The sequence below is a fragment of the Haloechinothrix halophila YIM 93223 genome (genome assembly GCF_000504245.1).
GTDB lineage: Bacteria > Actinomycetota > Actinomycetes > Mycobacteriales > Pseudonocardiaceae > Haloechinothrix_A > Haloechinothrix_A halophila.
In genome coordinates this window covers 5,213,524-5,239,853 of sequence record NZ_KI632509.1, presented here as the reverse complement: position 1 = coordinate 5,239,853, position 26,330 = coordinate 5,213,524, and the positions used below count along the sequence as shown (strand labels likewise).

The 26,330-nt window shown below is 68.6% G+C and carries 25 protein-coding genes and 1 pseudogene; 7 read left to right on the top strand and 19 right to left on the bottom strand.

Annotation, left to right across the window (positions count from 1 at the left end):
• Positions 1–87: 87 nt before the first annotated feature.
• The 4 genes from AMYHA_RS24025 to AMYHA_RS24010 form a co-directional block, all read right to left on the bottom strand.
• The gene (locus tag AMYHA_RS24025; RefSeq protein ID WP_051400248.1) at positions 88–495 is read right to left on the bottom strand and encodes a hypothetical protein; all 408 of its coding nucleotides are present in this window, start codon (positions 493–495) and stop codon (positions 88–90) included.
• 185 nt (positions 496–680) lie between these two features.
• On the bottom strand, positions 681–1,832 hold the full coding sequence (locus AMYHA_RS24020) for a hypothetical protein (protein ID WP_051400247.1): 1,152 nt from the start codon (positions 1,830–1,832) through the stop codon (positions 681–683).
• Between the two features lie 102 nt (positions 1,833–1,934).
• Entirely contained in the window at positions 1,935–3,422 is a 1,488-nt protein-coding gene (locus AMYHA_RS24015) for a DUF3488 domain-containing protein (protein ID WP_157362369.1), read from the bottom strand.
• A complete protein-coding gene (locus AMYHA_RS24010) occupies positions 3,401–4,552 on the bottom strand; it encodes an NAD-dependent epimerase/dehydratase family protein (RefSeq protein ID WP_034274800.1) in 1,152 nt (383 codons plus the stop codon). The genes AMYHA_RS24015 and AMYHA_RS24010 overlap by 22 nt, the downstream gene beginning before the upstream one ends.
• A 211-nt stretch (positions 4,553–4,763) precedes the next feature.
• On the opposite strand from AMYHA_RS24010, the gene AMYHA_RS24005 reads away from it, so the two are divergent.
• Complete coding sequence (locus AMYHA_RS24005) at positions 4,764–5,504, top strand: class I SAM-dependent methyltransferase (RefSeq protein ID WP_231104880.1); 741 nt, start codon at positions 4,764–4,766, stop codon at positions 5,502–5,504.
• Between the two features lie 4 nt (positions 5,505–5,508).
• Positions 5,509–5,985 carry a GtrA family protein gene (locus AMYHA_RS24000; RefSeq protein WP_034274796.1) on the top strand — a complete coding sequence of 159 codons (477 nt, stop codon included), beginning with the start codon at positions 5,509–5,511 and terminating at the stop codon, positions 5,983–5,985.
• Here the strand turns inward: AMYHA_RS24000 and AMYHA_RS23995 are convergent.
• Positions 5,933–6,790, bottom strand: a pseudogene (locus AMYHA_RS23995) (glycosyltransferase family 2 protein); the annotation flags it as partial. The gene AMYHA_RS24000 and the pseudogene AMYHA_RS23995 overlap by 53 nt on opposite strands.
• Positions 6,772–7,728, bottom strand: a complete 957-nt coding sequence (locus AMYHA_RS23990) for an NAD-dependent epimerase/dehydratase family protein (protein ID WP_051400245.1) — start codon at positions 7,726–7,728, stop codon at positions 6,772–6,774. The gene AMYHA_RS23990 and the pseudogene AMYHA_RS23995, both read right to left, overlap by 19 nt.
• A 228-nt stretch (positions 7,729–7,956) precedes the next feature.
• On the opposite strand from AMYHA_RS23990, the gene AMYHA_RS23985 reads away from it, so the two are divergent.
• The 4 genes from AMYHA_RS23985 to AMYHA_RS23970 are packed head-to-tail and all read left to right on the top strand — an operon-like array spanning position 7,957 to position 11,615.
• Positions 7,957–8,217, top strand: coding sequence for a hypothetical protein (locus AMYHA_RS23985; protein WP_034274794.1), 261 nt, complete (start codon positions 7,957–7,959; stop codon positions 8,215–8,217).
• A 5-nt stretch (positions 8,218–8,222) separates the two neighbouring features.
• On the top strand, positions 8,223–8,477 hold the full coding sequence (locus AMYHA_RS23980) for a hypothetical protein (RefSeq protein WP_034274792.1): 255 nt from the start codon (positions 8,223–8,225) through the stop codon (positions 8,475–8,477).
• 7 nt (positions 8,478–8,484) lie between these two features.
• Positions 8,485–11,226 carry an FtsK/SpoIIIE domain-containing protein gene (locus AMYHA_RS23975; RefSeq protein WP_034278630.1) on the top strand — a complete coding sequence of 914 codons (2,742 nt, stop codon included), beginning with the start codon at positions 8,485–8,487 and terminating at the stop codon, positions 11,224–11,226.
• On the top strand, positions 11,223–11,615 hold the full coding sequence (locus tag AMYHA_RS23970; RefSeq protein WP_330760638.1) for a hypothetical protein: 393 nt from the start codon (positions 11,223–11,225) through the stop codon (positions 11,613–11,615). Before AMYHA_RS23975 ends, AMYHA_RS23970 begins: the two co-directional genes overlap by 4 nt.
• Positions 11,616–11,638: 23 nt before the next feature.
• Here the strand turns inward: AMYHA_RS23970 and AMYHA_RS28250 are convergent, their stop codons facing one another.
• Positions 11,639–11,761, bottom strand: coding sequence for a hypothetical protein (locus tag AMYHA_RS28250; protein WP_269189771.1), 123 nt, complete (start codon positions 11,759–11,761; stop codon positions 11,639–11,641).
• Between the two features lie 151 nt (positions 11,762–11,912).
• On the opposite strand from AMYHA_RS28250, the gene AMYHA_RS27680 reads away from it, so the two are divergent.
• The gene (locus tag AMYHA_RS27680) at positions 11,913–12,608 is read left to right on the top strand and encodes a cupin domain-containing protein (protein ID WP_084037471.1); all 696 of its coding nucleotides are present in this window, start codon (positions 11,913–11,915) and stop codon (positions 12,606–12,608) included.
• A 401-nt stretch (positions 12,609–13,009) separates the two neighbouring features.
• Here AMYHA_RS27680 and AMYHA_RS23960 read toward each other — a convergent pair whose 3' ends face one another.
• From AMYHA_RS23960 to AMYHA_RS23910, 12 genes are all read right to left on the bottom strand, one after another.
• Positions 13,010–13,210, bottom strand: coding sequence for a cold-shock protein (locus AMYHA_RS23960; protein WP_034274790.1), 201 nt, complete (start codon positions 13,208–13,210; stop codon positions 13,010–13,012).
• Between the two features lie 337 nt (positions 13,211–13,547).
• On the bottom strand, positions 13,548–14,498 hold the full coding sequence (locus AMYHA_RS23955) for a carbohydrate kinase family protein (protein WP_034274788.1): 951 nt from the start codon (positions 14,496–14,498) through the stop codon (positions 13,548–13,550).
• A 181-nt stretch (positions 14,499–14,679) separates the two neighbouring features.
• The gene (locus tag AMYHA_RS23950; protein ID WP_034274785.1) at positions 14,680–16,098 is read right to left on the bottom strand and encodes an NAD(P)/FAD-dependent oxidoreductase; all 1,419 of its coding nucleotides are present in this window, start codon (positions 16,096–16,098) and stop codon (positions 14,680–14,682) included.
• Complete coding sequence (locus AMYHA_RS23945) at positions 16,095–16,934, bottom strand: ABC transporter permease (protein ID WP_034274783.1); 840 nt, start codon at positions 16,932–16,934, stop codon at positions 16,095–16,097. Before AMYHA_RS23945 ends, AMYHA_RS23950 begins: the two co-directional genes overlap by 4 nt.
• The gene (locus tag AMYHA_RS23940) at positions 16,931–17,785 is read right to left on the bottom strand and encodes an ABC transporter permease (RefSeq protein WP_034274779.1); all 855 of its coding nucleotides are present in this window, start codon (positions 17,783–17,785) and stop codon (positions 16,931–16,933) included. Before AMYHA_RS23940 ends, AMYHA_RS23945 begins: the two co-directional genes overlap by 4 nt.
• A 3-nt stretch (positions 17,786–17,788) precedes the next feature.
• On the bottom strand, positions 17,789–19,006 hold the full coding sequence (locus AMYHA_RS23935) for an ABC transporter substrate-binding protein (RefSeq protein WP_196776961.1): 1,218 nt from the start codon (positions 19,004–19,006) through the stop codon (positions 17,789–17,791).
• A 43-nt stretch (positions 19,007–19,049) separates the two neighbouring features.
• Entirely contained in the window at positions 19,050–20,201 is a 1,152-nt protein-coding gene (locus AMYHA_RS23930; RefSeq protein WP_034278620.1) for an ABC transporter ATP-binding protein, read from the bottom strand.
• Positions 20,202–20,212: 11 nt separating this feature from the next.
• Entirely contained in the window at positions 20,213–21,652 is a 1,440-nt protein-coding gene (locus AMYHA_RS23925; protein ID WP_034274777.1) for a gamma-aminobutyraldehyde dehydrogenase, read from the bottom strand.
• Between the two features lie 388 nt (positions 21,653–22,040).
• Entirely contained in the window at positions 22,041–23,654 is a 1,614-nt protein-coding gene (locus AMYHA_RS23920) for an amidohydrolase (protein ID WP_034274775.1), read from the bottom strand.
• Entirely contained in the window at positions 23,651–25,120 is a 1,470-nt protein-coding gene (locus AMYHA_RS23915; RefSeq protein WP_051400244.1) for a purine-cytosine permease family protein, read from the bottom strand. Before AMYHA_RS23915 ends, AMYHA_RS23920 begins: the two co-directional genes overlap by 4 nt.
• On the bottom strand, positions 25,114–25,284 hold the full coding sequence (locus tag AMYHA_RS27270) for a hypothetical protein (RefSeq protein ID WP_157362367.1): 171 nt from the start codon (positions 25,282–25,284) through the stop codon (positions 25,114–25,116). The genes AMYHA_RS23915 and AMYHA_RS27270 overlap by 7 nt, the downstream gene beginning before the upstream one ends.
• The gene (locus AMYHA_RS23910; protein ID WP_034274773.1) at positions 25,281–26,267 is read right to left on the bottom strand and encodes a nitrilase-related carbon-nitrogen hydrolase; all 987 of its coding nucleotides are present in this window, start codon (positions 26,265–26,267) and stop codon (positions 25,281–25,283) included. Before AMYHA_RS23910 ends, AMYHA_RS27270 begins: the two co-directional genes overlap by 4 nt.
• Positions 26,268–26,330: the final 63 nt, after the last annotated feature.

The window sequence follows — 26,330 nt, the reverse complement described above, 5'->3', positions numbered from 1 at the left end:
TTCGGACGACCACAACGCCTCAAGATCGCCGCTATGTCGGCGTCGTCTGCTCCGGTACCGGCGTGTCAAGCCGCGATACCAGTGCCGTCAGGAACGGCGCAGTCCGGTGATCTGCAGTTCCGCGAACACCGTCGTGACGACGGCCAGCGCTAGTGCGGTCACCACTCCGAGCGTGGTCAGCGAGAGCATGCCCGCGATGACGACGATGACGCTGACCACGGTCCAAAGCAGGTTCGCGCCCGCGACGGCACCCGCCGCGCCGCGGTTGATCGTGCGCCGGGTGCCGATCGCCAACACCGTGGCGCCATAGGCGAGGAAGAACAGACCGACGCCCAGCACGAACGCCGCACTCGGGCCGAGCACCGTGTCGAGCACCCCCGACAGCGCAGCGAGCAGCACACCGGTGAGTCCGGTCGCGACACCGTCGAGGACGAGACTCGTGCGCAGCAGACGTCCGGTGGCCGGGGTGGTCAGGTCAGTGGTTGCGGTGGTCATGGTGGATTCCCTTCCGTTGTGGATCGGACGTTGCCGACGCTAGGAAGGGCGGCACTGCCACGGCGACGAAACGGACTGCGAAGTCCTGCCAACCACTGCCACCGCTGAGAAACCGCAGGTCAGGTGACGCGACGAGCAGGCAGCCACGCGGCAGTCGCAGGCGAGGGCGCTGACGGCACGCGCCGTCAGCCACGCACCGACGTGGCGCGCAAATCAGCGGCCACCAGCCGCGCCGCGGCGGATTGCCAGTTGTGCAGCGTCCGCTCTGGCACCTGGTCGGCGAACCACGTCAGCGCCTGCCGGGACGTCGCATCGAGTTCGGTCACCTTGGTCCGCATGCTGTACGGCCGGATCCCGACGACGTAGTAGAAGTACAGGGCGTTGTAGTACCGCCACTCCTCGCTGGTGCCGAACTCGCGCCCGTCCGGTTTGAGCCTGCGGATCGCGTCGAGCAGCACGGCCTTGAGTTCCTTGGCGCGTTCCAACGGGGTGTCTGGCGCGCCGCGTTCCGTGAGCCGCTTGTCGATCTCCGGCAGTTCGGTCAGCGGGCTGGACACCAGCTTGCCGAGGTCGCCGTAATGCGAGAGGGCCCTGCGGGTAAGTCGGGCGAACTCGGCCTCGTCGATATCGGCGAGCGCGGAGTTCGCCTTGCGCGGCAACGCGTCGGCGACCTCGCGCAGCTCGGCGCGAGCCTGCCGCACCGGAACGGCCAGCGCGGCCCGGTCGGCCAGGGAGTGGAGCGGACTCGTCAGCACATGCAGGGCTATCGCACCCGCGACGACGCCGTACAACAGCGCGGTCAGCGCAGGATCAGGCCCAACGACCGCGATGACCACCGCGACTTGCCCGCCGAACAGTGCGGTGGCCAGCCCGGACAGGGCCGCCGAGCGCAGCATGTCGCCGCGCAGCGACTCGCCGGCGTCGAAGGCGTCGAACACCGCGACGCAGCCGCCGAGCAGCATCAAGTCGAGCCCGATGGATGCCAGCGTCAGTTCCCTGGGCAGCAACCCGGTCCCGAGCAGCACCAACCCGGCCGCGAGAGCGACGAGCAGCCCGCAGACGACGGCGAGACCCACGGTGTTCCCGGACTCGCCACGCTCACGCGCGGCGCGGTTGTCCCGCAGCAGCCGCGCCAGCACAACCGCCCACAACACGGCGGGCAGCCACACCAACACTTCGGCGACCGCACCGGTCCACGGCAGGTCGTCGAGCGCGATGGCGGCCCCATAACTCAGTAGTCCGCCGCCGGCCAGCACGAGCACCGGGTTCGTCCGGTCGCGCGCGAGCAGGTACAAGCCGAGCCACCAGGCGACGGCGAAGGTCAGCACGGACACCACGATGGGCAGGTTACGCGGCTCGCGGTGCGTCTGGGGCGCTCCCGCCGCGAGCGGAACCGGCGACGGGGCAGAGCTGCCAGCGGGCGAGGCCCCGCGACCACGTCAGTTCCATATGTGCCGCCGTCGCCCCCACAACGCCACGATGCCGATCACCCCCGCGATCGGCAGCAGGACAACGCCGGGCAGCTGATATCGCCAGGAGAACTCGAACGCTGCCGAGGCGAACAGGATTGTCACCGCCATGCCGACGGACAGCAACGCCGCGGAGCGGAGTCCGCTGGTGCGGGCGCGTCCGGCGCCGAGCATCGCGGCGATGGCGAGCACCCCGAACGCGGCGAGTAGCGGACCGGGCGTGTAGCCGACGCTGAGTTGGTACGAGCGCAGGAACGACCCGATCGCGGGAATGTCGGATGGCGCCTCACCGCTGTACTGGCGGGAGTACGCCACCGTGATGTCCTTGTGGTTGTAGTACTGGTACTCGCGCTGGAAATGCCATCGCGCCACGCTGACGTCGTTGGGCGCGTCGGTGCGTTCCGGCCGGAACCCCTTCAGGAAGTCGACGATGACGGCGCCGAGGACGTCGAGCGGCTGCGACGTGAGCACGTGCACCCCGAACTCGTGCTGCACCCGGGGGATGTTGGTGCCTGACGGGAAGCTGTCCACCCATTCCTCATCGGCACCTCGGTGCGCGTAATAGTCCGGCTCCCGGTGCCCGATCGGCTCGGCGGGGCAGGCGAGCCGCAGGATCGGGCCGAGGTCCAACTCGTCGCAGTCCGCCACGACGGCGGCCCTGCTGTAGAGCACGTTGGCCGAGGTGTTGCTCAGCCCGACCTTGCCGGTCTGGGTGTAGAAGTACCCGGCATACGAGCCGATGACGACCGCGAACAGCACGAGGAACGCACCGGTGCGTTGCGCGATCAGCCGCAGCGCGTCCCGGTCACGCCAGGCGCGCCACGCCCCGCCCGCGATGAGCAGGTACATCACCGCGGGCACGACGAGCGAGATCGCGACCATCCTGATCGCCACCGCGATACCCAGCACCAGCCCGGCAAGCGCGGCCCGGCGCGGGTTCGGCGCGCCGCTGGTGGACCTCGTGCCGAGCAGTAGCCACAGCATCCCGACCAGCGCGACCAGCAGCCAGATGTCCGACATGATCATCTGCTCGATCTGCACGATGTAGGCGTCGAGCAGCACCGGGGCCGCCGCGATCGCGGCCAACCACGACGGCGCGCGTAGCCGCAGCGCCAGCGCATACAGGCCAACCGCACAGCCGAGACCAGCGACGTGCTGCACCGCCGACACGACGTCGAGCCCGCCCACCGACAGCAACGGCTCGAGCACGAGCAGGTCGTACCCAATCGGGTGCAAGCCAGCCGGGTTGTGCACCCCAAGGTTGTCGAGATAGCGGAACGAGTCGAAGTACAACAGCGCTGGCTGGTAGGCCAGCCATGCCAGAACGCGCAGCGCGGCACCCCCGGCAAGCACAATGGCGAACAGCCAGTGCTTGGCGAGGATGCCGCGCACGCGACGTTCCTGCGATCCGGACACGAGCCCGGCGTCGTGGGTTGCTATTCCTTGATCCGTTTCCACTGCACCTTCGGATACATCTTCTCGATTTCGACCCGGTGCTTGTTGGCCTCGACGATGCCGAACATCGACTCGATCAACGTATCCGACAGCAGGTGCGGCTTCAGCCCGAGTTCCTCGAGGCCGGTGTGGGTGACGTTGTAGTAGTGCTCGGCCTGCTCGACCCTCGGGTTCTCCAGGTGGTCGATCTGGACGGGGCCGGGGAATGCCTCCGCGATGGTCTCCGCGATCTCGTGCACCGACTTGCTCTCGGTCATCTGGTTGAACACCCGGAACTCGCCACGCTCAGCCGGGTTCTCCACCGCGAGCCGAATGCACTCGACTGTGTCACGGATGTCGATAATGCCCCTGGTCTGTCCGCCGCTGCCGTAGATCGTCAGTGGCTGGCCGAGCACCGCCTGGATGACGAACCGGTTGAGCACCGTGCCGAAGACGTCGTCGTAGTCGAACCGGGTGACGAGTCGCTCGTCGAGCATGGTCTGGTCGGTTTGCTGGCCGTAGACGACGCCTTGGTTGAGATCCGTGGCCCGCAGGCCCCAGATGCGGCAGGTGAACTCGATGTTGTGGGAGTCGTGCACCTTGGACAGGTGGTAGAACGAGCCCGGCTTCTTCGGGAAGAGCACGCGGTCCTTGCGGCCCTTGTGCTCGACCTCGAGCCAACCTTCCTCGATGTCGATGTTGGGCGTGCCGTACTCACCCATGGTGCCGAGCTTGACCAGGTGAATGTCCGGGTTGATCTCGGCGATGGCGAACAGCAGGTTCAGGTTGCCGATGACGTTGTTGTGCTGGGTATAGACGGCGTGCTCGCGGTCGATCATCGAGTATGGCGCCGCGCGTTGCTCGGCGAAATGCACGACCGCGTCGGGGCGGAACTCTCGCAGTGTGCGGTAGACGAAGTCGGCGTCGAGCAGGTCACCGATGTAGCAGTCGATGCGCTTACCTGAGACCTCCTCCCACGCCTTGATTCGCGTCTCGATGGTCTCGATCGGGGCAAGGCTGTCGACCCCGAGTTCCTCGTCGTAGTTCCGCCGGACGAGGTTGTCGAGGACGCCGACGTCGTGACCACGGTCGGACAGGTGTAGTGCCGTTGGCCAGCCGAGGTAGCCGTCTCCGCCTAGGACTAGGACTCGCAAAATTGCTCCACTCCCCGAAAGATCGCGTGGCGCCTACGGCAGCCCGTGCAGTCCTGCCGACGTTAGCCATGGCACCGTTGAGGTAGCCCGATGCTATCGATTTTCGGCCGCCGATGTTAATGACTTCGCCGACCGATGGGAAGAACGGGGCACGGGCGCCGATCACCATGGCGTGACCTGGTCAAAAGAATAAGTAAAGGAGATGTATAGCGTGGCGGAAGAATCTGGCGCCTTCAGTAATGCCACCGGGCGGTCCGTCGAGGAATCCGGCGCCTATCAGCCGCGTTACCGCCGCTACCAGTTCGATTTGATCTCTGAGCACTGCGGGCCGTCCGTGCTCGAGATCGGCGCTGGCCTCGGTGAGTTCGCGGAGCAGTTCACCGGCCTCGACCGGCTTGTCGTCACCGATGTCGATCCCGAGGCCGTCGAGGTGATGGGGCGCAAGTTCGCCGACCGTCCCGAGGTGGAGGCCCGACAGTTCGATGTGGACACCACACCGGACATCGGCAAGCCGGTATCGTCCGTCGTCGCGATCAACGTCCTGGAACACATCGAGGATGACGCGGGTGCGCTGCGCTCGCTTGCCATGGTCGTCGAGCCGGGCGGCAGCATCGTGCTCTGGGTGCCGGGTTATCAACAGCTTTATGGCGAGTTTGACCGCAAGGTCGGCCACGTGCGGCGCTACACTCCGTCCACGCTCGCCGCGGCCGTCGGGCGCGCCGGACTCGATCTGGAGCTCGTCAAGCCGGTGAACCTGCTCGGTGGGATCGTGTGGTGGCTGGCCGTGCGCAAGGGTGGCAGTGGCGCGCCCAACCCGAAACTGGTAGCCATCTATGATCGGTTCGTCGTGCCCGTGACGCGGGTACTGGAACGGTGGGTCCGGGTACCGTTCGGCCAGTCGGTGCTGTGCGTGGCGCGCGTCCCGCGGACCAAGGAAACCCCTGGCGGATGAGGCGATGACGAAGTTGGCACTGACGGCGCGTCGGAAGCGGCGGTTCCTGCTGTGGGGCCGCTATACCGGTGCGTCGGTCATCGCGGCCGTGATCAGCGAGGCCGCGATCCTCACGGCGTACGGGCTCGGTGCCGCGGCCATGGTGGCCGGCGTGATCGCGTTCGTCGCGGGCGCGATCCCGAACTACCTGCTGAACCGGTATTGGGCGTGGCAGCAGCGCGGCCGCGCGGACCGCAAGCGCGAGACGCTGCCCTACGTCGTCATCGTGATCGTCACCGCGGTGACCGCCATCGGCGTCACCACGCTGGCCGACAGTTGGGCGCAGGCGCACATCGCCTCACATAGCTGGCGCACCATCCTCGTCGGCGCGGTCTACCTCGCGACGTACGGGTTTATGTTCATCGTGAAGTTCGTGCTGTTCGATCGGCTCATCTTCGCGAACCGCGGCGCACGTACTCCCGGCCCCACGTCCCAAGCATGACCCTGGCGTAGTTCAGGCCGTAGCGCAGGCTCTTGCCTTTCTTGCTCGCGCCGCTGTTGCGCAGCCGCATGCTCATCGGCAGTTCCCGCAGTCTCGCACCGCGCGCCAGCACGCCGAGCAACAGTTCGGACGCCTGGTATTGCGGCTCGGTCAGCGTCACCGAGCAGGCCAGCTCGGCGCGCATCGCGCGGAACCCGAACGAGGTGTCGGTAATCTTCCGCAGCGTCAGCAGCGACGCCAGCCACGCGAACACCCGCACGCCGACCCAGCGCACCCGGTTGTCGGACTCCTCGTGGCCGAGCCTGCGCGAGCCGGTCACGAAGTCCGCCTGGTCGTCGACCAGCGGGCCGACCAGGGTGTCCATCTCGGCGTTGTCGTACTGACCGTCGGCGTCGGTGGTGACGATGTAGCGCGCGCCGCACGCGGCCGCGAGGTGGTAGCCGAGCCGCAGCGCGGCGCCCTGGCCACGGTTGGTGTCGGCCACGCAGGTATAGGCGCCCTGTTCGCGGGCTACCTCGGCGGTCTCGTCGGTGGCGCCGTCCACCACGACAAGGACGTCGACGTCCATCCCTCGGCACTTCTTCGGCATGTCGGCGAGCACCGGGCCGAGGCCATCCTGCTCGTTGAACGCGGCGATCACCACGACCAGGTCGGACAGCCGAGGGCGCTGGTAGCGGCTGTGGAACTCCGCGAAAGCGCGCGCGTCGACGTCATCCGGGTACGGTGCGAGGCCCCTGCGCGCCTCGCGGGCGCCCGGCCGCTCGCTCTCGGCCTCTGTCGTGATGGTCACGCCTTTCCCTCCGCCGCTGCCACCGACTCCCGAAAGTACTCCCACGTGCTCGCCAGGCCGTCGACCAGGCCGACAGACGGCCGGTAGCCGATGGTCTCCGCACTTCTGCTGACGTCGACGATCACGGCGGGCATCTCGCCGCTTGGCGCCGCCACATGCTCGGTGGGTACCGGACGTCCGGTCGCTTGCCTGACCGCCTCGATCATGTCCAGCACCGACACCGACCTGCCCGCGCCGACGATCGCCCGTCCGGTGTAGCCGCTGTCCCATGCGGACAGGATTGCCCGGACAACGTCGTCGATATGCACCAGATCGCGTTTCTGCTGGCCGTCGCCGTAGACCTTGACGCCCGAGCCGGACAACGCCGCCCGCATCATCCTCGGCACGAAGCTGTCCTTGTGCCCCATGCCCGGCCCGTAGACGTTGGTGAACCGCAGCGCGCAGGTCGTCATCCCGTAGGCGCCCGCGTACCCCGACAGCAGCATCTCGCACGCCGCCTTGGTCGCGCCGTACGGCGTCAGCGGACGCAGCGGGAGGTCGTCGGTGATGGTGCCGGTGCCGATGTCGCCAACCACGGCGTTGGTCGAGGCGAGCAGGAACGTCTCGACGCCGCGCTGCCTGGCGAGTTCCAGCAGTTCCTGGGTGACGGCGACGTTGTCGGTGTAGGTCTGCACCGGCCGGTCGACGGACTTGAGCACCGAGGTCAGCGCGGCGAGGTGCACGATCCCGACGGTGTCGTCGCCCAGCGCCGCGTCGCGAACGTCGGGGTCAGCGAGGTCGCCGTGAATGTAGCGGACACCGTCGAGCGGTTTGACCGCCTGCTCACGGTCCGCGACGGTGACGGGAATGCCTCGCTCGCGGAACGCGGCGACGGTGGCCCGGCCGATGAAGCCACAACCCCCGGTGACAAGCACACGTTCCTGCTGTCGCGCTCGCGTGGTCTGCGCTGTCATGGCGGTCAACCTACACCGCATCGTGAATTGGCCCGCCGATGGTGCCGTTCGCGGGCAACCTGAGCTTTCCGGAGTCGAGCGATCACGCTACGTTTATGGTGTCGGTAGATACCAATCCGACCGACAGTAGGCCGAGCTGGCAGCGAAGCGAGTGTGCCAGCCGACTTACTCTCGGTCTTCTTGGTATTCCCGGCCGCCCATTCATCCCGCTGACGAGGAGTACGCCCTATGGCCGGTGTCGAGGAGATCCGCGCGGGCATCGCGCTCGCCAACGAGAAGGCATCCGCCAGTATCGCCGCACTGCAACAGGCTGCCCAGTCGCTGGAGGAAGCCCAGCAGTCGCTCGCGGAAGCCACATCGGGCTCCTCCCAGGACGAGGTGAACCAGGCGCACGGCCTGCTCGCCGAGGCACTACAGAGCATCACCGGGACACAGAGCACGATTCAGGCGTGCATGTCCTCGGCGGACGCCTACTCCGCGCGGCTGTAGCGCCGATGTCGCTCGACGGCCTTCATCATGCCCTCGCCGCCGTCCACTCAGGGCTCGGCGACGCCAGCGCTCAGCTCACCAGCGCCACTCGGCTGCTTGAGCAGGCCCGCCGTGCGATGCGGGACGCCCAGCTAGCCCACTCGGACAGCGAGCCGTGGCTGCCGAAGCAGCTCGACGCCGCGCTGGACGAGCTGGACCGGCAGCGCGGCAGTATCGCCGACGCCGGTGACCTGCTGGACGCTTACCAGGCGAGGTTGTGATCGCGTGATCGGCAAAAAGGCACGGCAGCAGCGCGGCAGGGTGCTCGCCGCCCTGGACGAGTTGCGCACGCGGATTGGCTTCGTGATGGGCGCGGCGCGCAACGCGCGTGCGGACGCGGAGTTCGAACTGGCGACGCTTGAGCTGGAACGGGCGATCGTCACCGAGGGGTGCGATCGCGCACGATGTGACCCGTCGCTGGCGCCTCGACCAGGAGATCCGGTGTCCACCGCCGTGTGGCAGCGGCTGGACCAGGTGCGCGTCGCGTTCGGGCAGGAATGGGCGGACGGGCCCGCGCGGCTGCGGTCGCTGGTCGCCGCCAGCGCACCAGGCGCCGCGGGGCAGCCGCCGGGGCGCTGGCTCGGCAGGGTCGGCACCAATAAGGGCCTCACCGCACCAGGGCTGTGGCGCATCGGCGCCTGCACGGTCGGCACCGCTGACGACGCCGAGGAATTCGACGTCGCGGTGCCGCTGCTTGACGAGTCGCACCTGTCGATCACGTCAGCGCCTGGCACCCGGCATGCGGTGGACGCGCTGGTCGAGTCATTGCTGATGCGGGTGCTGAGCACGTTCGAGCCGGGCGCGGTGCGGGTGCACCTGTGGGACATCGGGCAGCTCACCGCCGTGCTGCCGAACTTCTACGCGCTGAGTAGGACCAGCGCGGTCACCGTGCACGACCCGACACGGCTTGCCGACCTGCTCGACGAGTTCTCCGGCCATATTCGGCGGATTCACGCCGACGCGCTGCAGGGCGGGCACCCGTCGCTGCGAGCGATGCGGGAGGCGAAGGGCACGCGCATCGAGCCGTGGCGAATCGCGGTGCTCTACGGCAACGGTGAGGAGCTTGAGCCGGAGCAGCGCCGCGACCTGAAACGCATCGCGAGCGGGGCGCTGGATGCTGGGATCTCGCTGATCGTGGTGGACGTGCCGACCGTGCTCGGCGGATCGGTGGAGACCATTCGGCTGCGCGACGAGCACACCGCCGTCTGCAGCATGACCGGCGGCGACCTCGTGGTGGACCTGGACCCGCCGCTGCCAGGCGCGCAGGTCAGCGCGGCATCCGGGGCGATCGCGCGGGCGTTGGTGGCGAAGCAGGGCGGCCCGCGCGGCTTCACCGATCTGGTGCCGGCCGAGCTTGGGCGGGAACGTTCCACCGATGAGCTGCGCACCCCGGTCGGGTTCGACGAGGGCGACCCAGTCGAGGTCGTCATCGGGGATGCCACGCCACACGCGCTCATCGGTGGTCCGAGTGGATCGGGGAAGACGAACTTCCTCTACGCGTTGCTCGGTGGGCTCGCCGCACGGTACTCGCCGGACGAGCTGGCGCTGTACCTGCTCGATTTCAAGGAAGGTGTGTCGTTCGCTGGCCTCGCGCCTGGCCGCAAGGACGAGAGCTGGCTGCCGCACGCCCGGCTGATCGGCGTCAATGTCAACACCGACCGGGAGTTTGGGCTGGCGCTGCTGCGGTTCCTTGCCGACGAACTCCGTCGCCGCTCGGCCGCCGCGAAGGAGCATGAGGTCACCACACTCGCCGAGTTGCGCGAGGCCGATCCGAACGGCACGTGGCCGCGCATCGTCGCGGTGATCGACGAGTTCCAGTACCTGTTCGCAGGACGTGACACCGTGACGGCGCTGGCGACGTCGTTGCTGGAGGACATCGCTCGCAGGGGACGGTCGCAGGGGATCCACCTGATCCTGGCCAGTCAGGACGTCGCCGGTATCGAGGCGTTCTGGGGAAAGCCGGCCGTGTTCGAGCAGTGCACGCTGCGGATAGCGATGCCCAAGGCGCGGCGGGTGCTCACCGAGACGAACCGGGCCGCTGTGACCGCACCGCGCTGGCACGCCGTGGTCAACCACGACTCCGGCGTCGCCCACGGCAACCGGGTCGCGCACATCCCGGACGCCAGCTCGCCAGGGGTGTTCGCGCGATTGCAGCGGTCGTTGTGGGAGCGCTACGCCAGCGGGCACGGCAGCCCCCGGCTATTCGACGGTGCCGTCGCCCCTGTGCTGTCCGACAGCGTCGCGTACGCCGAGCTGGCCAAGGGAGGGCAGCCGCGTGCGCTGGTCGGTCAGGCGATCGCGGTCTCCGACATCGCTTTCGGCGTCGAGCTGCCCCGTGCGCCAGGACGCAACCTCGCGGTGCTGGGCGCCGCGCAGCGACCCGCGATGTCCATTCTGGACTCGGCGGCGCGCTCGCTCGCGCGGCAGTTCCACGAGGGCGAGGTCGAGTTCGTCGCGTGTTGCCTTGTCGACTCATGCGCGCCCGCCGTGGCGCGGCTGACGGACCAGTTGCAGCGGGAGGGGCACAAGGCCGAGCTGCTTCCCTGCGATGAGCTGGGGGAGCGGCTGGCCGCCGTACAGGCCGCGATGAGTGAGGATGGCGCCCGCAGGATCGTGCTGCTCTACGGTGTCGATGCCGCGCTGCCCACGCTGGAACGGAAGGAGCCTGGCAAGCAGAGCGGGCTCGACGTGCTGCGTGCGGTGCTCAAGCAGGGGCCATCGCACGGGGTGCACGTGTTCGGTTGGTGGCGTTCGGTGGCGCGGCTGAAGGACACCCTCGGCTTCGGCGGCACCGAGGACATCGGCGCGTTGGCAGCACTCGACGTGCAGGGCAGCGATCTCGGGCCATTCTGCGCGGGTCAGGTGGTGCACTGGTCACCACGGCCGGGCAGGGCGCTGTTCTTCGATCGCACCACGCATAGCTCGCCGGAGGTCATGATCCCGTACGCGGTGGCTGAGGAGGAGTCGTGACAGCGAAGTGGTCGGCAGCGGCGTCGGCGGCTGAGGTCTCGCCCGCGATGCGCTACAAGGAGATCGCTGGTCTCGCGCGGAAGGCCACTGTGGACCTGCAAGCGTGGGAGCGGTCGCGCATGGCCGAACTCGAGTCGGCGACGGTGGCGGCCCGCGAGGAGATCGAGGCCGCCACCGAGCGCGAGCAACGGGCGATGTCCCAGGCGCAGCGGTGGTGGCGAATGGCGCTCGACAACGTGGCTCGGTTGTCGTGGGTGAACGTTGGCCCCGAACCGGAACCGATCGACTCCGCCCGCGCCTCGCAACTCAGCCGCTACACCGAGGACGTCCGCTCCGGCTACCAGGAACTGACCCAGGCGGTTCTGGACCTAGGCTGGCGCGCTCGCTAGCGCCGCGTCGGACTAGCGTCGATTCAGGCGGCGTGCCGCTCAGCCGGCGTCTCCGCGTCGCGGGACCGGCGGATGCCGAGCACGAACGCCGCGATCGCGGCCACGATCGCCGAGCTGATGATGACCTTCTTGCCGTGTGACGTCACCGGAGAATCTCCTTGATCCAGTTGCATTGTGACCTGCGGGGACATCCGGTTATCGGTGGCAGCGACAGGCGGACTTGACCCGCGGTCACCCGAGTTCCCACGAACGTGTCATGCGGCAGCTGTTCTGGCTTGCCGCATACGATGCCGAGTCATGACCTCAGTGCGGTATCTGCTCTCGCTCGACGCCTATCGCGTGACCGGTAATCAGCCGTCCGCGCGCTGGCTTGACGAACACTGCCTCGCGCGCGTCACTGGCACCGCCGACGCGGTGCTCGACGTGGCCAACGAGACCTGCCGTGACGTCGAGGGTGATGTCGTGCTGCTTGAGTCGCGGCAGTCCAGTGGGCCGCACGAGTCACCCGCGCACGACGCCATCGCGTGCGAGGAGTTCGTTGCCGTGCGCTATGCGCGCCGGGACATCGATGGCACGTTCCTGCGATTCGACCAGCGACCGCCGCTGGCTGCGCGGCACGACCTCGTGCCGCATCCAGAGGGTGGCTGGTACCGCAGGACGTGGGTCAGTGACCACATGGTCGACACCCAGCGTGGCAGGCGGGATGCGGCCAGCGCGATCCACTATCTGCTGCCCGATGGTCAGGACTCACGCTGGCATGTTGTCGCGTCCGACGAGATGTGGCTGTGGCATGGTCCTGGCCTGCTTGAGCTGTGGCTGGAACCCGAGCCGGAGTCCCGGCTGCTCGGCGGCCCTGAGTGGCAGAACGCCGAACAGCAAGTCGTCGTCCCGGCTGGCACGTGGCAGCGGGCGCACGCGCGTGGCGACGTGCTGGTCAGCTGTGTGGTGTGCCCCGGCTTCGACTTCGCGGACTTCGAGCTACGGGATCAGTGACGTCGGCGCGGTGCGCGAGACGACGACTGGTGCCGTGAGCCGCCACCGCGCCGTGACTGGTGTCCGGACGAAGACCGTCCCGACGAAGACCGTCCCGACGAAGACCGGGACGAGGGCGACCGGGGTTCCGGCGGCTCAGTGGGCGCGAGGTGCGCAGGGGGAGCGGTGAACGGCATGTGGAGCTCGTCGGCCCCTGGGGCTCCCGCCGCGTTGAGCTGGTCGTAATCGACCTGATCGTCTGGTTTGCTGTGGCTGAACGACACGGTCGGCACCTCAGCTGTGCTGGGGCCGGACTGAGTTGTGTCGTGCGATGTTGTCATAGACCATCCTCATAATGCTGCGCCGCGCACCCGCCCGAATGAGCGGGTGCGCGGCGCAGTGTTGCTTGAAGCAGGCGACTATCAGAGAGCCCTGACGCGGCTGGCCTGCGGGCCCTTGGCGCCCTGGGTCAGCTCGAATTCGACCTGCTGGTTCTCTTCGAGGCTCCGGAAGCCGGATCCATCAATCTCGGAGTAGTGAACGAAGACGTCCGGTCCATCCTCCCGCGCGATGAAGCCGAAGCCTTTTTCCGAGTTGAACCACTTCACGGTTCCCTGTGTCATAACTCTCCTTGTTAGGGATTTTCGCAGACCACACCGTGTGGCCTGGTCGGTCCGGTAAACCAGACGGCGACTGCCCTACTAGGAGAACAGCGACGCCCGCACCTAAGAGTTCTGCGCGAGCGTGCCTCAGACACGAACACTTCAAAACTGCGACCACACTAAGCGTACTACGAGGCGTGCCTTCGTGTCGCTCCGCCGTTGCAGCGAACGGTGCGCATTGTGATTTCTTCCCACGAAAGTGCGACTCGCGGGGCGGAAAGGTGCAACTCGCGCCGAGGAAGGTGCGACTCGCGCCGAGGAAGGTGCGACTCGCGGGCAGCGGCCAAGCCGCTGTCGCTCATGCGCCCGCGAAGGCCGCGTCGACCTCGTCGCGGGTGGGTGGGTCGGCGCCGTGCTTGCCGCACGCGAGGCCGGCGACCATGGCCGCGTAGTCCAGGGCGCTGCTGATGTCGTCGTCGGTCAACCGCGGCAGCGCACGCTGGGTGAGCAGGTCATGCTCGGCGAGCCAGTGCAGCAGCCCCGCGCTGAAGGCGTCGCCCGCGCCGACGGTGTCCCCGACGTCGACGACCGTCGCCGGCCGCGTGATGGTCCTGCCGGCCGCGATCGCCGTCGCGCCGGAACCGCCCTTGGTGAGCACGGCCAGCGTGACGCCGAGTTCGGCGTGCCAGTGGGACAGGATTCGCTCCGGGTCATCGCCGGGGTAGGCCCAGGCCAGGTCCTCGGTGCTGACCTTGACGACGTCGCAGGTCGCCACCACCGACTCCAGCCACGGCACGTACCGCTCGCGCGGACCGACCAGTGCGGGCCGGATGTTCGGGTCGAAGCTGGTCACGCGGTGCGTGCGCTGGTCGGCGAACCAGCGGGCGAGCACGTCCGCGCCGGGTGGCAGCGCCATCGCCAGCGAACCAGCGTGCACGGCGGTGACGCTGTCGGGCAGCCGGGTCGGCAGCTCGTGTTCGCGCCACGCCCAGTCCGCGGTGCCGGTGACGTGGAACTGGTACCGCGCGCCACGGTCGGTGCCGGTGGTGACCACCGCGATGCTCGCCGGTTCGTTCGCCTCGACCGCGTAGCCAAGGTCGACGTTGTTGGCGGAGAGATTCGCCAGGAGCATGTCGCCGAACCGGTCGTCGCCGAACCGGCCCGCGAAGGCAACCGGTTCACCCAGGCGGGCCAATGCCACCGCCGTGTTGGCGGGGCTGCCGCCGGGGCACGCCGTCGGGTGCCGAGGGTCGTCGCCGACCATCAGGTCGATCAGTGCTTCACCGGCAACGACGATGCGCGCGTCCATCCAGGTGCCTCCTCGAACCACTGTCGTGCGCACGGACGGCCCCCATCATGCACGGCCCTGGAGCGGCGCGTCGCCCGGCATGCGCTCGGGGCATCAGGGGTAGCCAGCAGCGCACGGCCGAGCACGGACGGTGCGACCCAGCCGGTGCGGTGGCTTGGTGCGCACCGGCCGGGCCACCCGCTCAACTGTCGAAGCCGAGGCCAAGACGGTCGAGCGTGCGCAGCCACAGGTTCCGCCTGCCGCCGTTGCGGTCGGCAGCCGCCGTGCTGCGCAGCGTGAGTGCGATGCCGAGCGAGCGCACCGGCTCCGGCGGGAACGGCAGCGGCGTGCCGCGCACCATCTCCAGCCGGGTGCGTTCGGTCTCCTCACCAGCGAGGTGGTCCAGCATCACCTCGGCCCCGAACCGCGTGGCGCCCACGCCCAGCCCGGTGTACCCGGCCGCGTAGGCGAGCCGACCGCCGTACGCCGTGCCGAAGAACGGACTGAACCGGCTGCAGGTGTCGATCACCCCGCCCCAGCGATGCGTGAACCGGACCCCCGCCAGCTGCGGGAACGTCGCGAAGAAGTGCTCGGCCAGCGTCTGGAAGGTCGCCGGGCGCTGGTCGAACTCATCGCGGATCGCGCCGCCGAAGTGATGGATGACGTCGTAGCCGCCCCACAGGATCCGGTTGTCGGCGCTGAGCCGGTAGTAGTGGAACTGGTTACCCGCGTCGGACAGCCCCTCGCGGCCCCGCCAGCCGATGCTGGCCAGTTGCGTTTCGGTGAGCTGCTCGGTCATCAGCGCGTAGTCGTAGACCGGGGCGAGGTAGTGCCGCAACCGCCGCAGCGGCCCGGGAAACGCGCCGGTCGCCCAGGCCACGCGGCGAGCACGTACTGAGCCGCCGTCGGTCGCCACCCGCAGTCCGTCGGACTCGCGCCGGATGCGCCGCGCCGCGGTGCGCTCGAAGATGCGCACGCCACGCCGCAGGCACGCCTCCCGCAACCCCCACACCAGCTTCGCCGGGTGCAGCATCGCCACCGCGTCGCTGGTGAACGTTCCGCCGAGGTACGTCGGTGAGTCCACGCGTGCCCGCGCCTGCTCGGCGTCCAGCACCTCGACGTCGTAGCCGAGCCGCCGCAGCTCCGTGGCTTCCTCGGTGAGCTCGGTGAGCTGCCACGGCTCGGTGGCCAGCACCAGCTCGCCAGTGCGCTCGAACTCGCAGTCGATGCCGTGCCGCTCGATGTCGGCCTCGATGCGGTCCAGATTGACCCGTCCGAGGCGTTCCAGTTCGGCGATCTCGTCGGGCCAGCGAGCTGCGCCGTTGCCGTAGCCGTGGGTGAGGCTGGCGGCGCAGAACCCGCCGTTGCGCCCGGACGCCGCCCACCCCGCGGTGTTCGCCTCGATCAGCACGACATCGCGGTCGGGCTCGCGTTCGGTGGCGATCAGCGCGGCCCACAGCCCGCTGAAACCGCCGCCGACCACGAGCAGATCCGCCGTCACGTCCGTGCTGAGTGCGGGCGCGGGTTCCGGCACGTCGTGGACATCCGGGTCCAGCCAGAACGGCACCGGCGCGGCGTCAGCCCAAGCGGCGGCGGTAGCCGCGTCAGATGTCGCCGTCATGACCGCCGCCGCTTCGCCACGACCACGTTGATGATCGCCAGCGTGACGCCGACCCCGAAGATCAGCGTGCCCATGACGTTGACCTGCGGCGGAATGCCGACCCTGGTGGCGCCCCAGATCCACAGCGGGAACGTGGTGACCTCACCGGCGACGAATGACGTGATGATGTAGTCGTCGATCGACAGCGCGAACGCCAGCAGCCCGCCAGCCATGATCGCCGGCAGCAGCATCGGCAGCGTGACCAGCCGGAACGTCGTCCATGCCCCGGCACCGAGGTCGCGCGCGGCCTCTTCGAGGTTCGGATCGAGCGTGATCACGCGGGCCCGCACCGTGATCGCCACGAACGACACCGTGAACATCACATGCGCGAGCAGGATCGCCACGAAGCCGGTCGCGATGCCGACCAGCAGGAACAGCGACAGCAACGCCGCGCCGAGCACGACCTCCGGCGCGCAGATCGCCGCGAACATCACCAGGTTGGTCGTGCCTTGGCCGCGGAACCGGTGCCTGCCGAGCGCGAGCCCGAGCAAGCTGCCGATCGTGCCCGCGATCAGCATGGTGAGCACGCCGATCGCCAGCGTGTACAGCAACGCCTGGGTGAGATCCGCGTGATCGAACGCCTGGCCGTACCACTTGAGCGTGAAGCCCTCCCAGGTGACGTTGTGCCTGCCCTGGATGTCGTTGAAGCTGAACGCGATCATGAACGTGATTGGCGCGAACAGCCACGCGAGCACGCCCCAGGTGAACCACTTGCCCCAGTCGACGCGACGCCGGGGCCGGGTTGGGGCCCGCACCTCGGCGGGGGCCTTGGTGGGTGTGTCGAGGCCGCTGGTCACTTCGCCTGCACCTCCATCACGCGCTCGGTGCCCAGCGCCCTTGCGTAGCTGAAGATCCCGATCAGCAGCACGGCCATGAGCACGAAGGTGATCGCCGCCGCGATCGGGTAGTCGTTGTTCACCAGGTACTGGGTCTTGATGATGCTGCCGATCATGGTGTTGCCAGGGCCACCGAGCACCGAGGCGTTGACGTAGTCGGCGGTGGTCGGGATGAACGTCATCAGCCCGCCCGCGAACACGCCTGGCAGCGAGATCGGCAGCACGACACGCAGGAACGCCTGCAGCTTGCTGGCGTACAGGTCGTGGGCGGCCTCGACGACGCGATGGTCCATCCGTTCCAGCACCGCGTAGATCGGCAGCACCATGAACGGCAGGAAGTTGTACGCGAGCCCGAGGACGACGGCGGGCGCGGTGTTGAGCACGGAGAAGTCCGCTGGCAGCAGCCCGATGGTCTTCAGCGTGCCGAGCACGACGCCGTTGTCGCTGAGCGTGAATTTCCACGAGATCGTCCGCAGTACGAACGACACGAAGAACGGCAGCAGGATCAGCAGCAGGTACGTGGACTTGTGCTTGCCGCCGTGGAACGCGATCCAATACGCCGCCGGGTAGCCGATCGCGACACAGATCAGCGTGGCCCCGAGGCCGTAGAGCAGCGAACGGACGAGCTGCTCGGAGTACGTCGTGATCGCCTCGACGTAGTTGCCGACGTTGAACGTCTGGGTGAAGCCGGTGATCACGTTCCCGCTGGTCAGCGAAAGCGAGATCATCCCGGCCAGCGGCACGACGAAGAACAGCGCCAGCCACGCCCAGCCGGGCAGGGCGAGTAGGTACGGAGTGAGTTTGCGTCGCATGGCTCAGGCCTGGGTGACTGCGTGGAACTTCGACGTGAACGACTTCTCCTGGCCCGGCTCGAGCGCGACATAGTTGTGCAGCCGGGCGTAGTCCTCCTCCGCCGGGAACACCAGCGGGCTCTCGACGAGGCGCTCAAGGTCCTCGCGCTTGCCGCCGGACGCCTGCTGCGCCTGCTCGCGCAGCACCTCCTGCGCCTCGGGCACCGGAGTGATGTAGGTGATGTACTCGGTCAGCCCCGCCGCGATCTCCGGCCGGTACAGGAAGTCGATCAGCTTCAGCGCGTCGACAGGGGCTTCCGACGTCGTGGGGACGCACATGACGTCGGTCCAGATCGTCGCGCCTTCCTCGGGAACGACGAACTTGAGGTCGGTGCCCGCCTCGGCGTTCTGCTGGTAGATGTCGCCGGACCACGCCATCGACAACCAGACGTCGCCGTTGGTCAGCGGCTGCACGAAGTCCTGCGCGTAGTAGGAGCGCACGATGCCGTCGTCGCGCTGCTGCTTCAGCTTCTCGGCGGCGGCCTGCCAATCGGACTCGGTCGACTCCGCCGGGTTGACGCCGTTCAACAGCAGGCCGAAGTTGGCGATCTCTTGCGGGTCGGACATCATGCCGACCTTGCCCTTGAACTTCGGGTCCCACAGGTCGGCGATGCTGGTGATCTCGCGGTCGACGTACTTCGGGTTGTAGGCGATGCCGGTGATCCCGGAGGCGTACGGCGCGGTGTGCTTGTTACCCGGATCGTAGGAGTTGTTCCGGTACGCATCGCCGACGTTGTCGGTGAAGTTCGGCATCCGCCCATGGTCGAGCGGCGCGAGGTAGCCCAGGGCGAGGAAACGCGCCAGCTCGATGCCGTTGGTCAGCACGAACATGTCGTAGCCGGTCGAGTCGCCGTTGGCGAGCTGCGGCTGCAGCTTGCCCGCGAACGCCGCGATGTCCTGGACGTCCTCGCGGTAGTCGACCTTGATGCCGGTTTCTTTGGTGAACTGCTTGAGCTGGGTCCGCTTCGAGTCGATGTAGAGCGGCCAGTTGGCGAACCGGAGGCTGCCGGTCTCCTTCTTGCCTTGCCAGAAGTCGTCGGCGGCGACGGCTTCCTGCTTCTGACCGGACACGCCGCAGGCGGACAGCCCGAGGCCAGCTGCGGCCATGGCGGAGAGCTTGAGCATGTCGCGGCGGCCGTAGCGGGCCTGGGTCATGCCGCGCAGCAGGGTGTTGGTACGCACGGTGGGGCCTCCTTGCGCAGGGATTCGGGGGAGTGGGGCCGTGCTAGGACGGCAGGAGGTAGGAGTGGGTGGGACGCCACGACAGCCAGACCTCGCTGCCGCGTCCCGCGATGGCATCGGCCGCGCTCAGGTCGCGGTCGTTCTGCTGGAAGACGACGATCTCGGTGTCGGTGTCGAGTCGTACGGTGTAATGCGTGGACGAGCCCAGGTAGACGGTGTCGGACACCGTGCCGCGCACCCGGCTCAGGCTGTCGTCCGGTGGCGCGGTGCTGAGCTGGATCTTCTCCGGACGCACCGTGATGTCGACCGGGGTGCCCTCGCTGAGCCGTTCCGCGATGCGCACGCGCTGGCCGCAGTCCAGCCGCACGTCGGTGCCGTCGGCCGTCGTGGCCGCGGCGGTGCCGGTGAGCAGGTTCGACGTCCCGATGAACTCCGCGACGAATCGCGTCGCCGGGCGCTCGTAGATCTCGGCCGGTGTGCCGAGCTGTTCCACGTAGCCGCCGTTCATCACCGCGATCCGGTCGGACATCGTCAGTGCCTCGCCCTGGTCGTGGGTGACGTAGATGAACGTGATGCCGATGTCGCGCTGGATGCGCTTGAGCTCCATCTGCATCGCCTGCCGCAGTTTGAGGTCGAGCGCGGCGAGTGGTTCGTCGAGCAGCAGCGCACGGGGCTGGTTGACCAGCGCGCGGGCCAGTGCCACTCGCTGCCGCTGCCCGCCGGATAGCTGCGACGGTTTCCGCGAGCCGTGATCGCCCAGCTCGACAAGCGACAGCATCTCCGCGACGCGACGGTCGGTCTCCGCCTTGCCGACTCGCTTGCGCTTGAGACCGAACGCGACGTTGTCGGCCACACTCAGGTGCGGGAACAAGGCGTAGCTCTGGAACACCATGTTGACGTCGCGGTGGTTCGGTGCGACGCCGGTGACGTCGGTGCCGTCGAGCCGCACCACGCCGGTGGTTGGCTCCTCGAACCCGGCGATCATCCGCATGGTCGTCGTCTTGCCGCAGCCGGATGGGCCGAGCAGCGAGAAGAACTCGCCAGCCTGGATGTCCAGGTCGAGTCCGCCGACCGCGGTGAAGCTCTCCCGGCCGGACTGGAAGTTCTTGGTGACGCCCGCCAGGCTGATCGCGGGCGCGGGAAGGCTCGGCGTGCCCGCAGCCGTGGTGGCTGGCGCCTCGGTTGTGGCTGTCATGCGGTCTCCCATCAGCCGATGTAGCTCATGACGTGCTTGACGCGGGTGTATTCCTCGAAGCTGTAGGCCGACAGGTCCTTGCCGTACCCGGAGTGTTTGAAGCCGCCGTGCGGCATCTCGGCGATGAGCGGGATGTGGGTGTTGATCCACACACAGCCGAAGTCGAGCCGCCGCGACACCCGCAGCGCCCTGGCATGGTCGCGCGTCCAGACGCTGGAGGCCAGCCCGTATTCTACGGAGTTAGCCCAGTTCACGGCGGTGTCCTCGTCGTCGAACCGTTGCACGGTGACGACGGGGCCGAAGACCTCGTCGGTGGTCAGCTCGTCGCCCTGGCGCAGCCCGGCGACGACGGTGGGCGCGTAGAAGTAGCCGGTGTCGCCGACCCGCTCGCCCCCGGCGAGGATCTTGGCGTGGTCGGGCGCGCGGTCGATGAATCCGGACACCCTGGCGAGCTGGTTCGGGTTGTTCAGCGGGCCGTAGTCCGCGTCGGCGTTGTCCGGGCCAGCGGTAACGGTCTTTCGCGCCTGCTCGGCGAGCGCGGCGGCGAGGTCGTCGTGGATCCCTGGCGCGGCGAGCACACGCGTTGCCGCGGTGCAGTCCTGACCCGCGTTGAAATACCCGGCGCCCGCGATCCCTTCGGCCGCGGCCTCGATGTCGGCGTCGTCGAAGACGACGACCGGCGCCTTGCCGCCGAGTTCGAGGTGGAGGCGCTTGAGGTCCTTGGCGCCAGCCTCGGCGATCTCCTTGCCCGCGCGGGTGGAGCCGGTCAGCGAGATGAGCCTCGGCGTCGGGTGGTCCACGAGCGCCCTGCCGGTGTCGCGATCGCCGGTGACGACGTTGAACACGCCAGCAGGCAGGAACTCAGCCGCGATCTCGGCGAGCAGGAGCGTGGACATCGGGGTGGTGTCGGACGGCTTGAGCACCACGCTGTTGCCCGCCGCCAGCGCGGGACCGATCTTCCACGCGGCCATCGCCATCGGGTAGTTCCACGGGGTGATCTGGCCGACCGGGCCGATCGGCTCGCGGCGGACCCAGGACGTGTGGCCCGCCATGTACTCGCCAGCGGCCTTGCCCTCAAGGTTGCGGGACGCGCCCGCGAAGAACCGCAGCGCGTCGAGGACCTGGAAGATCTCCTCGTCCTTTGTCATCTGCGCGGGCTTGCCGCAGTTGGCGACTTCGGCGGCGACCAGCTCGTCGGCGCGGTCCTCGACGGCGTCGGCGAACTTGTTCAGCGCGATCTGCCGCTCACCAGGGGTGGCGTCGCGCCAGCCGTTCTCGAAAGCATCCGCGGCCGCACGGAACGCGGTATCGACGTCGTCCGCGCTCGACAGCGGCGCCTCGGCGACGACGTGGCCGGTGGCCGGGTCGACGATCTCGGACGTCCGGCCGTCGGCGGCGTCGACGTAGGCCCCGTTGATGAAGTTCTTGAGCCGGCGAACCTGCGTGGGCACTGGAGATCACTCCTCGGCGGTGTCTCGGTGGGGTTTGCGTTGTGGTCGTGGTCATTCCGTGGCGGTCGTTGTGACTCGGGGCACGTGCCGACGACTCTGGCACACGTTGCGCGTGATCACAAGGGATTCCGTTGCAGAAATTGACTTACACGACTAATAACGGAGCCACGAGAGATCGAGTGCTACGTTTTGCCGCGCGCGTCGCGCCTGGGGCCGTCTAGTCGATACGCACGCTGGCTGCCGCTTGTTGATCAACTCCCTGCGCGCTGTGACTACCGATACGGATAAAACGAGCGCAAACGTGGTCACACGCCGCAGGAAGTTGATCGACATCATGTGGCCGGGCGTCGTGGAACTAGGCGCCGCCAGCCAAGCACTGTCGAGACGCTCAGCTGCGGCAGACGGTGCGGCCGCCGACGACGGTCCGCAGTACCCGTGCCCGCAGCAAGGCTTCCGCAGCGCCGTCGGCGTGGTCGAACGGATCGCGGTCGAGTACGACGAAATCCGCGAGCAGGCCCGCTCGCAGCCTGCCGACGTCGTCCTCGGCGCGGCAGGCCCACGCCGAGTCCGCCGTGCCATGCACGAGAGCGTCCGGCGCGGGGATCGCGAGGTCCGGCTGCCGCGCGGGCAGCTCGGGATCGAGCGCCGATTTGCGGGTGGTGGCGATGTAGATGTTCGGTAGCGGTGGGTGCGGGGCCGTTGGCGCATCGGTGCCGAACGCGAGCTTCGCTCCCGCGCCGGAGAACTCCGGCCAGGCGAAGCCGCGTTCCGCGCGCTCGTCGCCGAGCATCGCCGCCCAGTTGTCCCTGATCGCCGGATCGGCGTGCACCGGCTGCATGGACGCGGTCACGCCGAGCTGGGCCAGCCGTGGCACGTCGGCGGGATCGACATACTCGAGGTGCTCGATCCGATGCCGCCTCGGTCGCGGCCCGTTCACCGCGGCGGCGTGCTCCAGCGCGTCCAGCGCCATCCGAACCGCGCCGTCACCGATGGCGTGCAGTGCCACCTGCAGCCCAGCGGCGTCGGCCGCCGCGACCGCTGGCGCGAGCGCGTCGGCGGTCCAGATGGGGTCGGCGTTGCTCCCGTCGGCGTACGGCTTGAGCATCGTGGCGGTGCAGCCGTCGATGACGCCGTCGACGATGAACTTCACCCCGGTGACGCGGAGCCGTTCCGAGCGGTGGGTGCGCGCCAGCTCGGCGGCCCGCTCGATCTGCGGGCCGTGGTCGATCCCGGGATGGATCAGCCAGTGCCCGACGACGCGCAGGTCGAGCCGCCCGTCCCGCTCGGCGCGCACCATCGCCGCCACGTTGCGCTCGTCAAGCGCCATGTCAACGGCCGAGGTCACACCGGACGACAGATAGGCGTGCGCCGCCGCCATGAGCGCGCGGTCCCGGTCGGTGTCGCTGCTCGCTTCTGCGAGGAACGACCACACGATCTCGATCGCTGCGGTCTCCTCCAGGTGCCCGGTCGGCTCGCCATCCGTGTCCCGCACGATCCGGCCACCCACCGGGTCCGGGGTGTCGCGCGTGACGCCGAGCTCGGCCAGCGCCGCGGTATTGACCCACACCGAGTGGTAGTCGTTGGCGTCGAGGTAGACCGGACGATCCGGCACGACCGCGTCAAGCAGCTGCCTGGTCGGTCTGCCGCCGGGGACAGCGCCGAACAGCCAGCCCCTGCCGAGCACCCGGGGCGCGTCCGGATTGGTATCGGCCCACGCGGCGACGCGGCGCTGGATCTCCGCGACGTCCGCTGCGTCGGTGAGGTGGGCCTTGAGCTGCGCCTCGCCAGTCATCAGTACGTGCGCGTGGCCGTCGACGAACCCGGGCAGCACCGTCCTGCCGGCCAGATCGAGTTCCAGTGCGTCCGTGCCCGCGCGGGTGCGCGCGGTGCCGTTGTCGCCGACGTAGTCGATGCGCTCACCCCGCACGACCATCGCCTCCGCCGTCGGTCGTTCCGGGTCGCCGGTGAACAGCCGTCCGTTGGAGTACAGCGTCGCCCTCACCCGACCGCCTCCTCGACCGGCTCCGGGGAACGGGTGGCACGGGGCTCGCGATAGCCGCCCTTACCCGCCGGGCGCACCCACACCACGGTGAGCACGGCGTGCACCACCGCCGTCACCAGCAACGCGGGTAGCGACGCCGTGGTGTAGGTGAAGATCGCATGCGACTCGAACGTGATCGGGTCGAGCAGCAGCACGTAGGTCACCGACCCCGCCGCGACCGCGATGATCGCGGCCGGGTTGAGCCCCCACCAGAACGAGTACCGCGACGTGCCCTCCGGCTCGTACAGCTCGCGCAGCATGAGTTTGCCGCGTCGCAGCAGGAAGAAGTCGGTCAGGTAGACGGCGGTCAGCGGCGCCATCGCCATGCCGACCCAGGCGACGAACTTGAAGAAGTTGTCGTAGAACGTCGCGGGCCAGAACACCACGATCGCCGGTGGGGTGTACAGCAGCGCGATGAACACCGGCCACGGGATGCGCCGGACCACCGAGCCGCCCGCGCGGATCAACCCAAGACCGCCGGAGTACGTCTGCGCCACGATGCTGGTGACGTTGGCGAACGCCACGAACAGTAGCGCGAGCACGCCGAGCACGACACCGCCGAGCGGCACCATCCACGCGGTCGGGTCGGCGTCGCCGATCATCAGCGCGGCGAACGTGCCGACCAGGCCCGCGACAACCGATGCGCCGAACAAACCGATCATGTTCGGCCAGAACGACACCCGCTGCGTCCTGGTCAGCCGGGCCAGGTTGCCGGTGATCGGCCACCACGCGAAGGCGACAGCGAAGCTCAGCTCGAGCGCGATGGCGAAGTCGAGCCTCGGGTCGCCGAACGGCGCCAGCGCCTCGGCCGACATCAGCTCGGACCAGGAATGGTTGGCCAAGATCACGCCGAGCATGACCAGCGTCATCACCACCAGCACCGGCGCGACGATCTTGTTCACCCATTCAAGCGAGACCGGCCCACGGGACAGCACCGCCCAGGACACCAGCAGCGCCAGCAGCGACATGCCGATGACCACCGGGCCGTTCGGGTCGAAGCCCGCGTCGAAGACCGCGTTGAGCACGTTGGTCACCGCGCGGCCGAACATGATAGCCAGAATGGCGTTCCACCCCGCGCCGGACAGCGGCACCAGGATCGCGATCAACGCTCGAACGCCGTTGCTGCCCAGCACCGACCGCAGCGCGGTGTACTGCTCGATGCCGTACTTCGCGGACGGCAGGCAGGTGCCGACGGCGACCAGCACGACGCCGACCAGGTTGCCGATGATCGTGGCGGCGATCGCTGTCGTCACCCCGGCGAACAGCGCGATGCTGCCGCCGATCAGGAACGCCCAGGTGGCGATCGCCAGCCCGACGTTGACCGAGGTGAACTGCCAGAATCCCCAGAGCCGCTCGTGCGGCAGTACCGGCAGCTCGGTGAACTCGCCCGCGGTAGACGTCGTGACGTCGGGTTCCTGCTTCACCATGGGTACCCCCAGGCGAGCGCGGCGCCGATCAGCACGACGCAACCGATGAGCAGTGCGATCCAGTCTCCCCGGGGCAGGTTGTCGGTGGCGGGGTCGCGGTGCTCGGGGTCTTCGATGATGGCGAGCCGCCGTTCCAGTTCCCGGCGGAAGTCAGCGGGTTTCATGCGTCAGACCTCCTTGCTTGGTTCGACCCTGCGCAGGTCTCCTCGCTCAGCGAGCCGTAGGTGTCAGGGCGGCGGGTCTCCAGGAACGGGAACAGCGTCAGCCAGTCGCGGCGTTGGTCCAGGTCGAGCGGTGCGACCAGCACCGCGTCGGCGTCGCGCGGCGCGGAGGCCAGCACCCGGCCATACGGGTCTGAGATGAACGACGAGCCGTAGAAGCGCAGCGTGCCTTCATCGCCCCACCGATTCGGGACGACCATGAACGTGCCGTTCGCGATGCCGTTGCCGACGATCACCTGCCGCCACAGCGGCTGGGTGTCGAAGTCCGGGTGGTCGGGCTCGGAGCCGATAGCGGTGGGGTAGACGATGATCTCCGTGCCCGCGAGCGAGTACGCCCGTGCGACCTCGGGGAACCACTGGTCCCAGCAGGTCGGTAGGCCGAACCGGGCCGGGGTGCCGCCGGGGACGGGCAGCTCGACGACGGGATACGGATCTCCAGCGGCGGGTCCGCCACGGAAATAGTGGTCCTCGTAGTATCCGGCGCTGACCGGGATGTGCAGCTTGCGGGTACGGCCGAGCAGCGTGCCGTCCGGGCCGACCATGATCGCGGTGTTGTAGCCCAGGCCATCAGGGCCGCTGGGACCATCCGCACGCTCGAACAACGAGGCGTGTACCGCGACCCCGGCGTCAGCCGCCGCTTTCGCGGCGAAGGCGTAGGTCGGCCCGGAATCCAGGTCCTCCGCTGTGGCGGCGGCGTCACCGTCGGGCTTGGTGTCGGCCGGGTAGCGCGACAACGTCAGCTCCGGCAGGCAGACTACCCGCGCGCCCGCTCGGGCCGCGGTGCGGATGCCGTCGGCGAGTACCTCGGCGTGCTCGTCGGGATCGGCGTGCCAGCGGGTCTGTACCAGTCCCACGACCAGCGGGTCGCGGGTGGGCTCGTCCACCCGCGCCGGTGAGTCGGGGACGGTCGCGGTGATCAGTTCCATGGTTCTCCTCAGGGATCCTCGGGTTCTGTCGGCGGGTGCGGGATCGCTGGCCGGTGAGGCGTC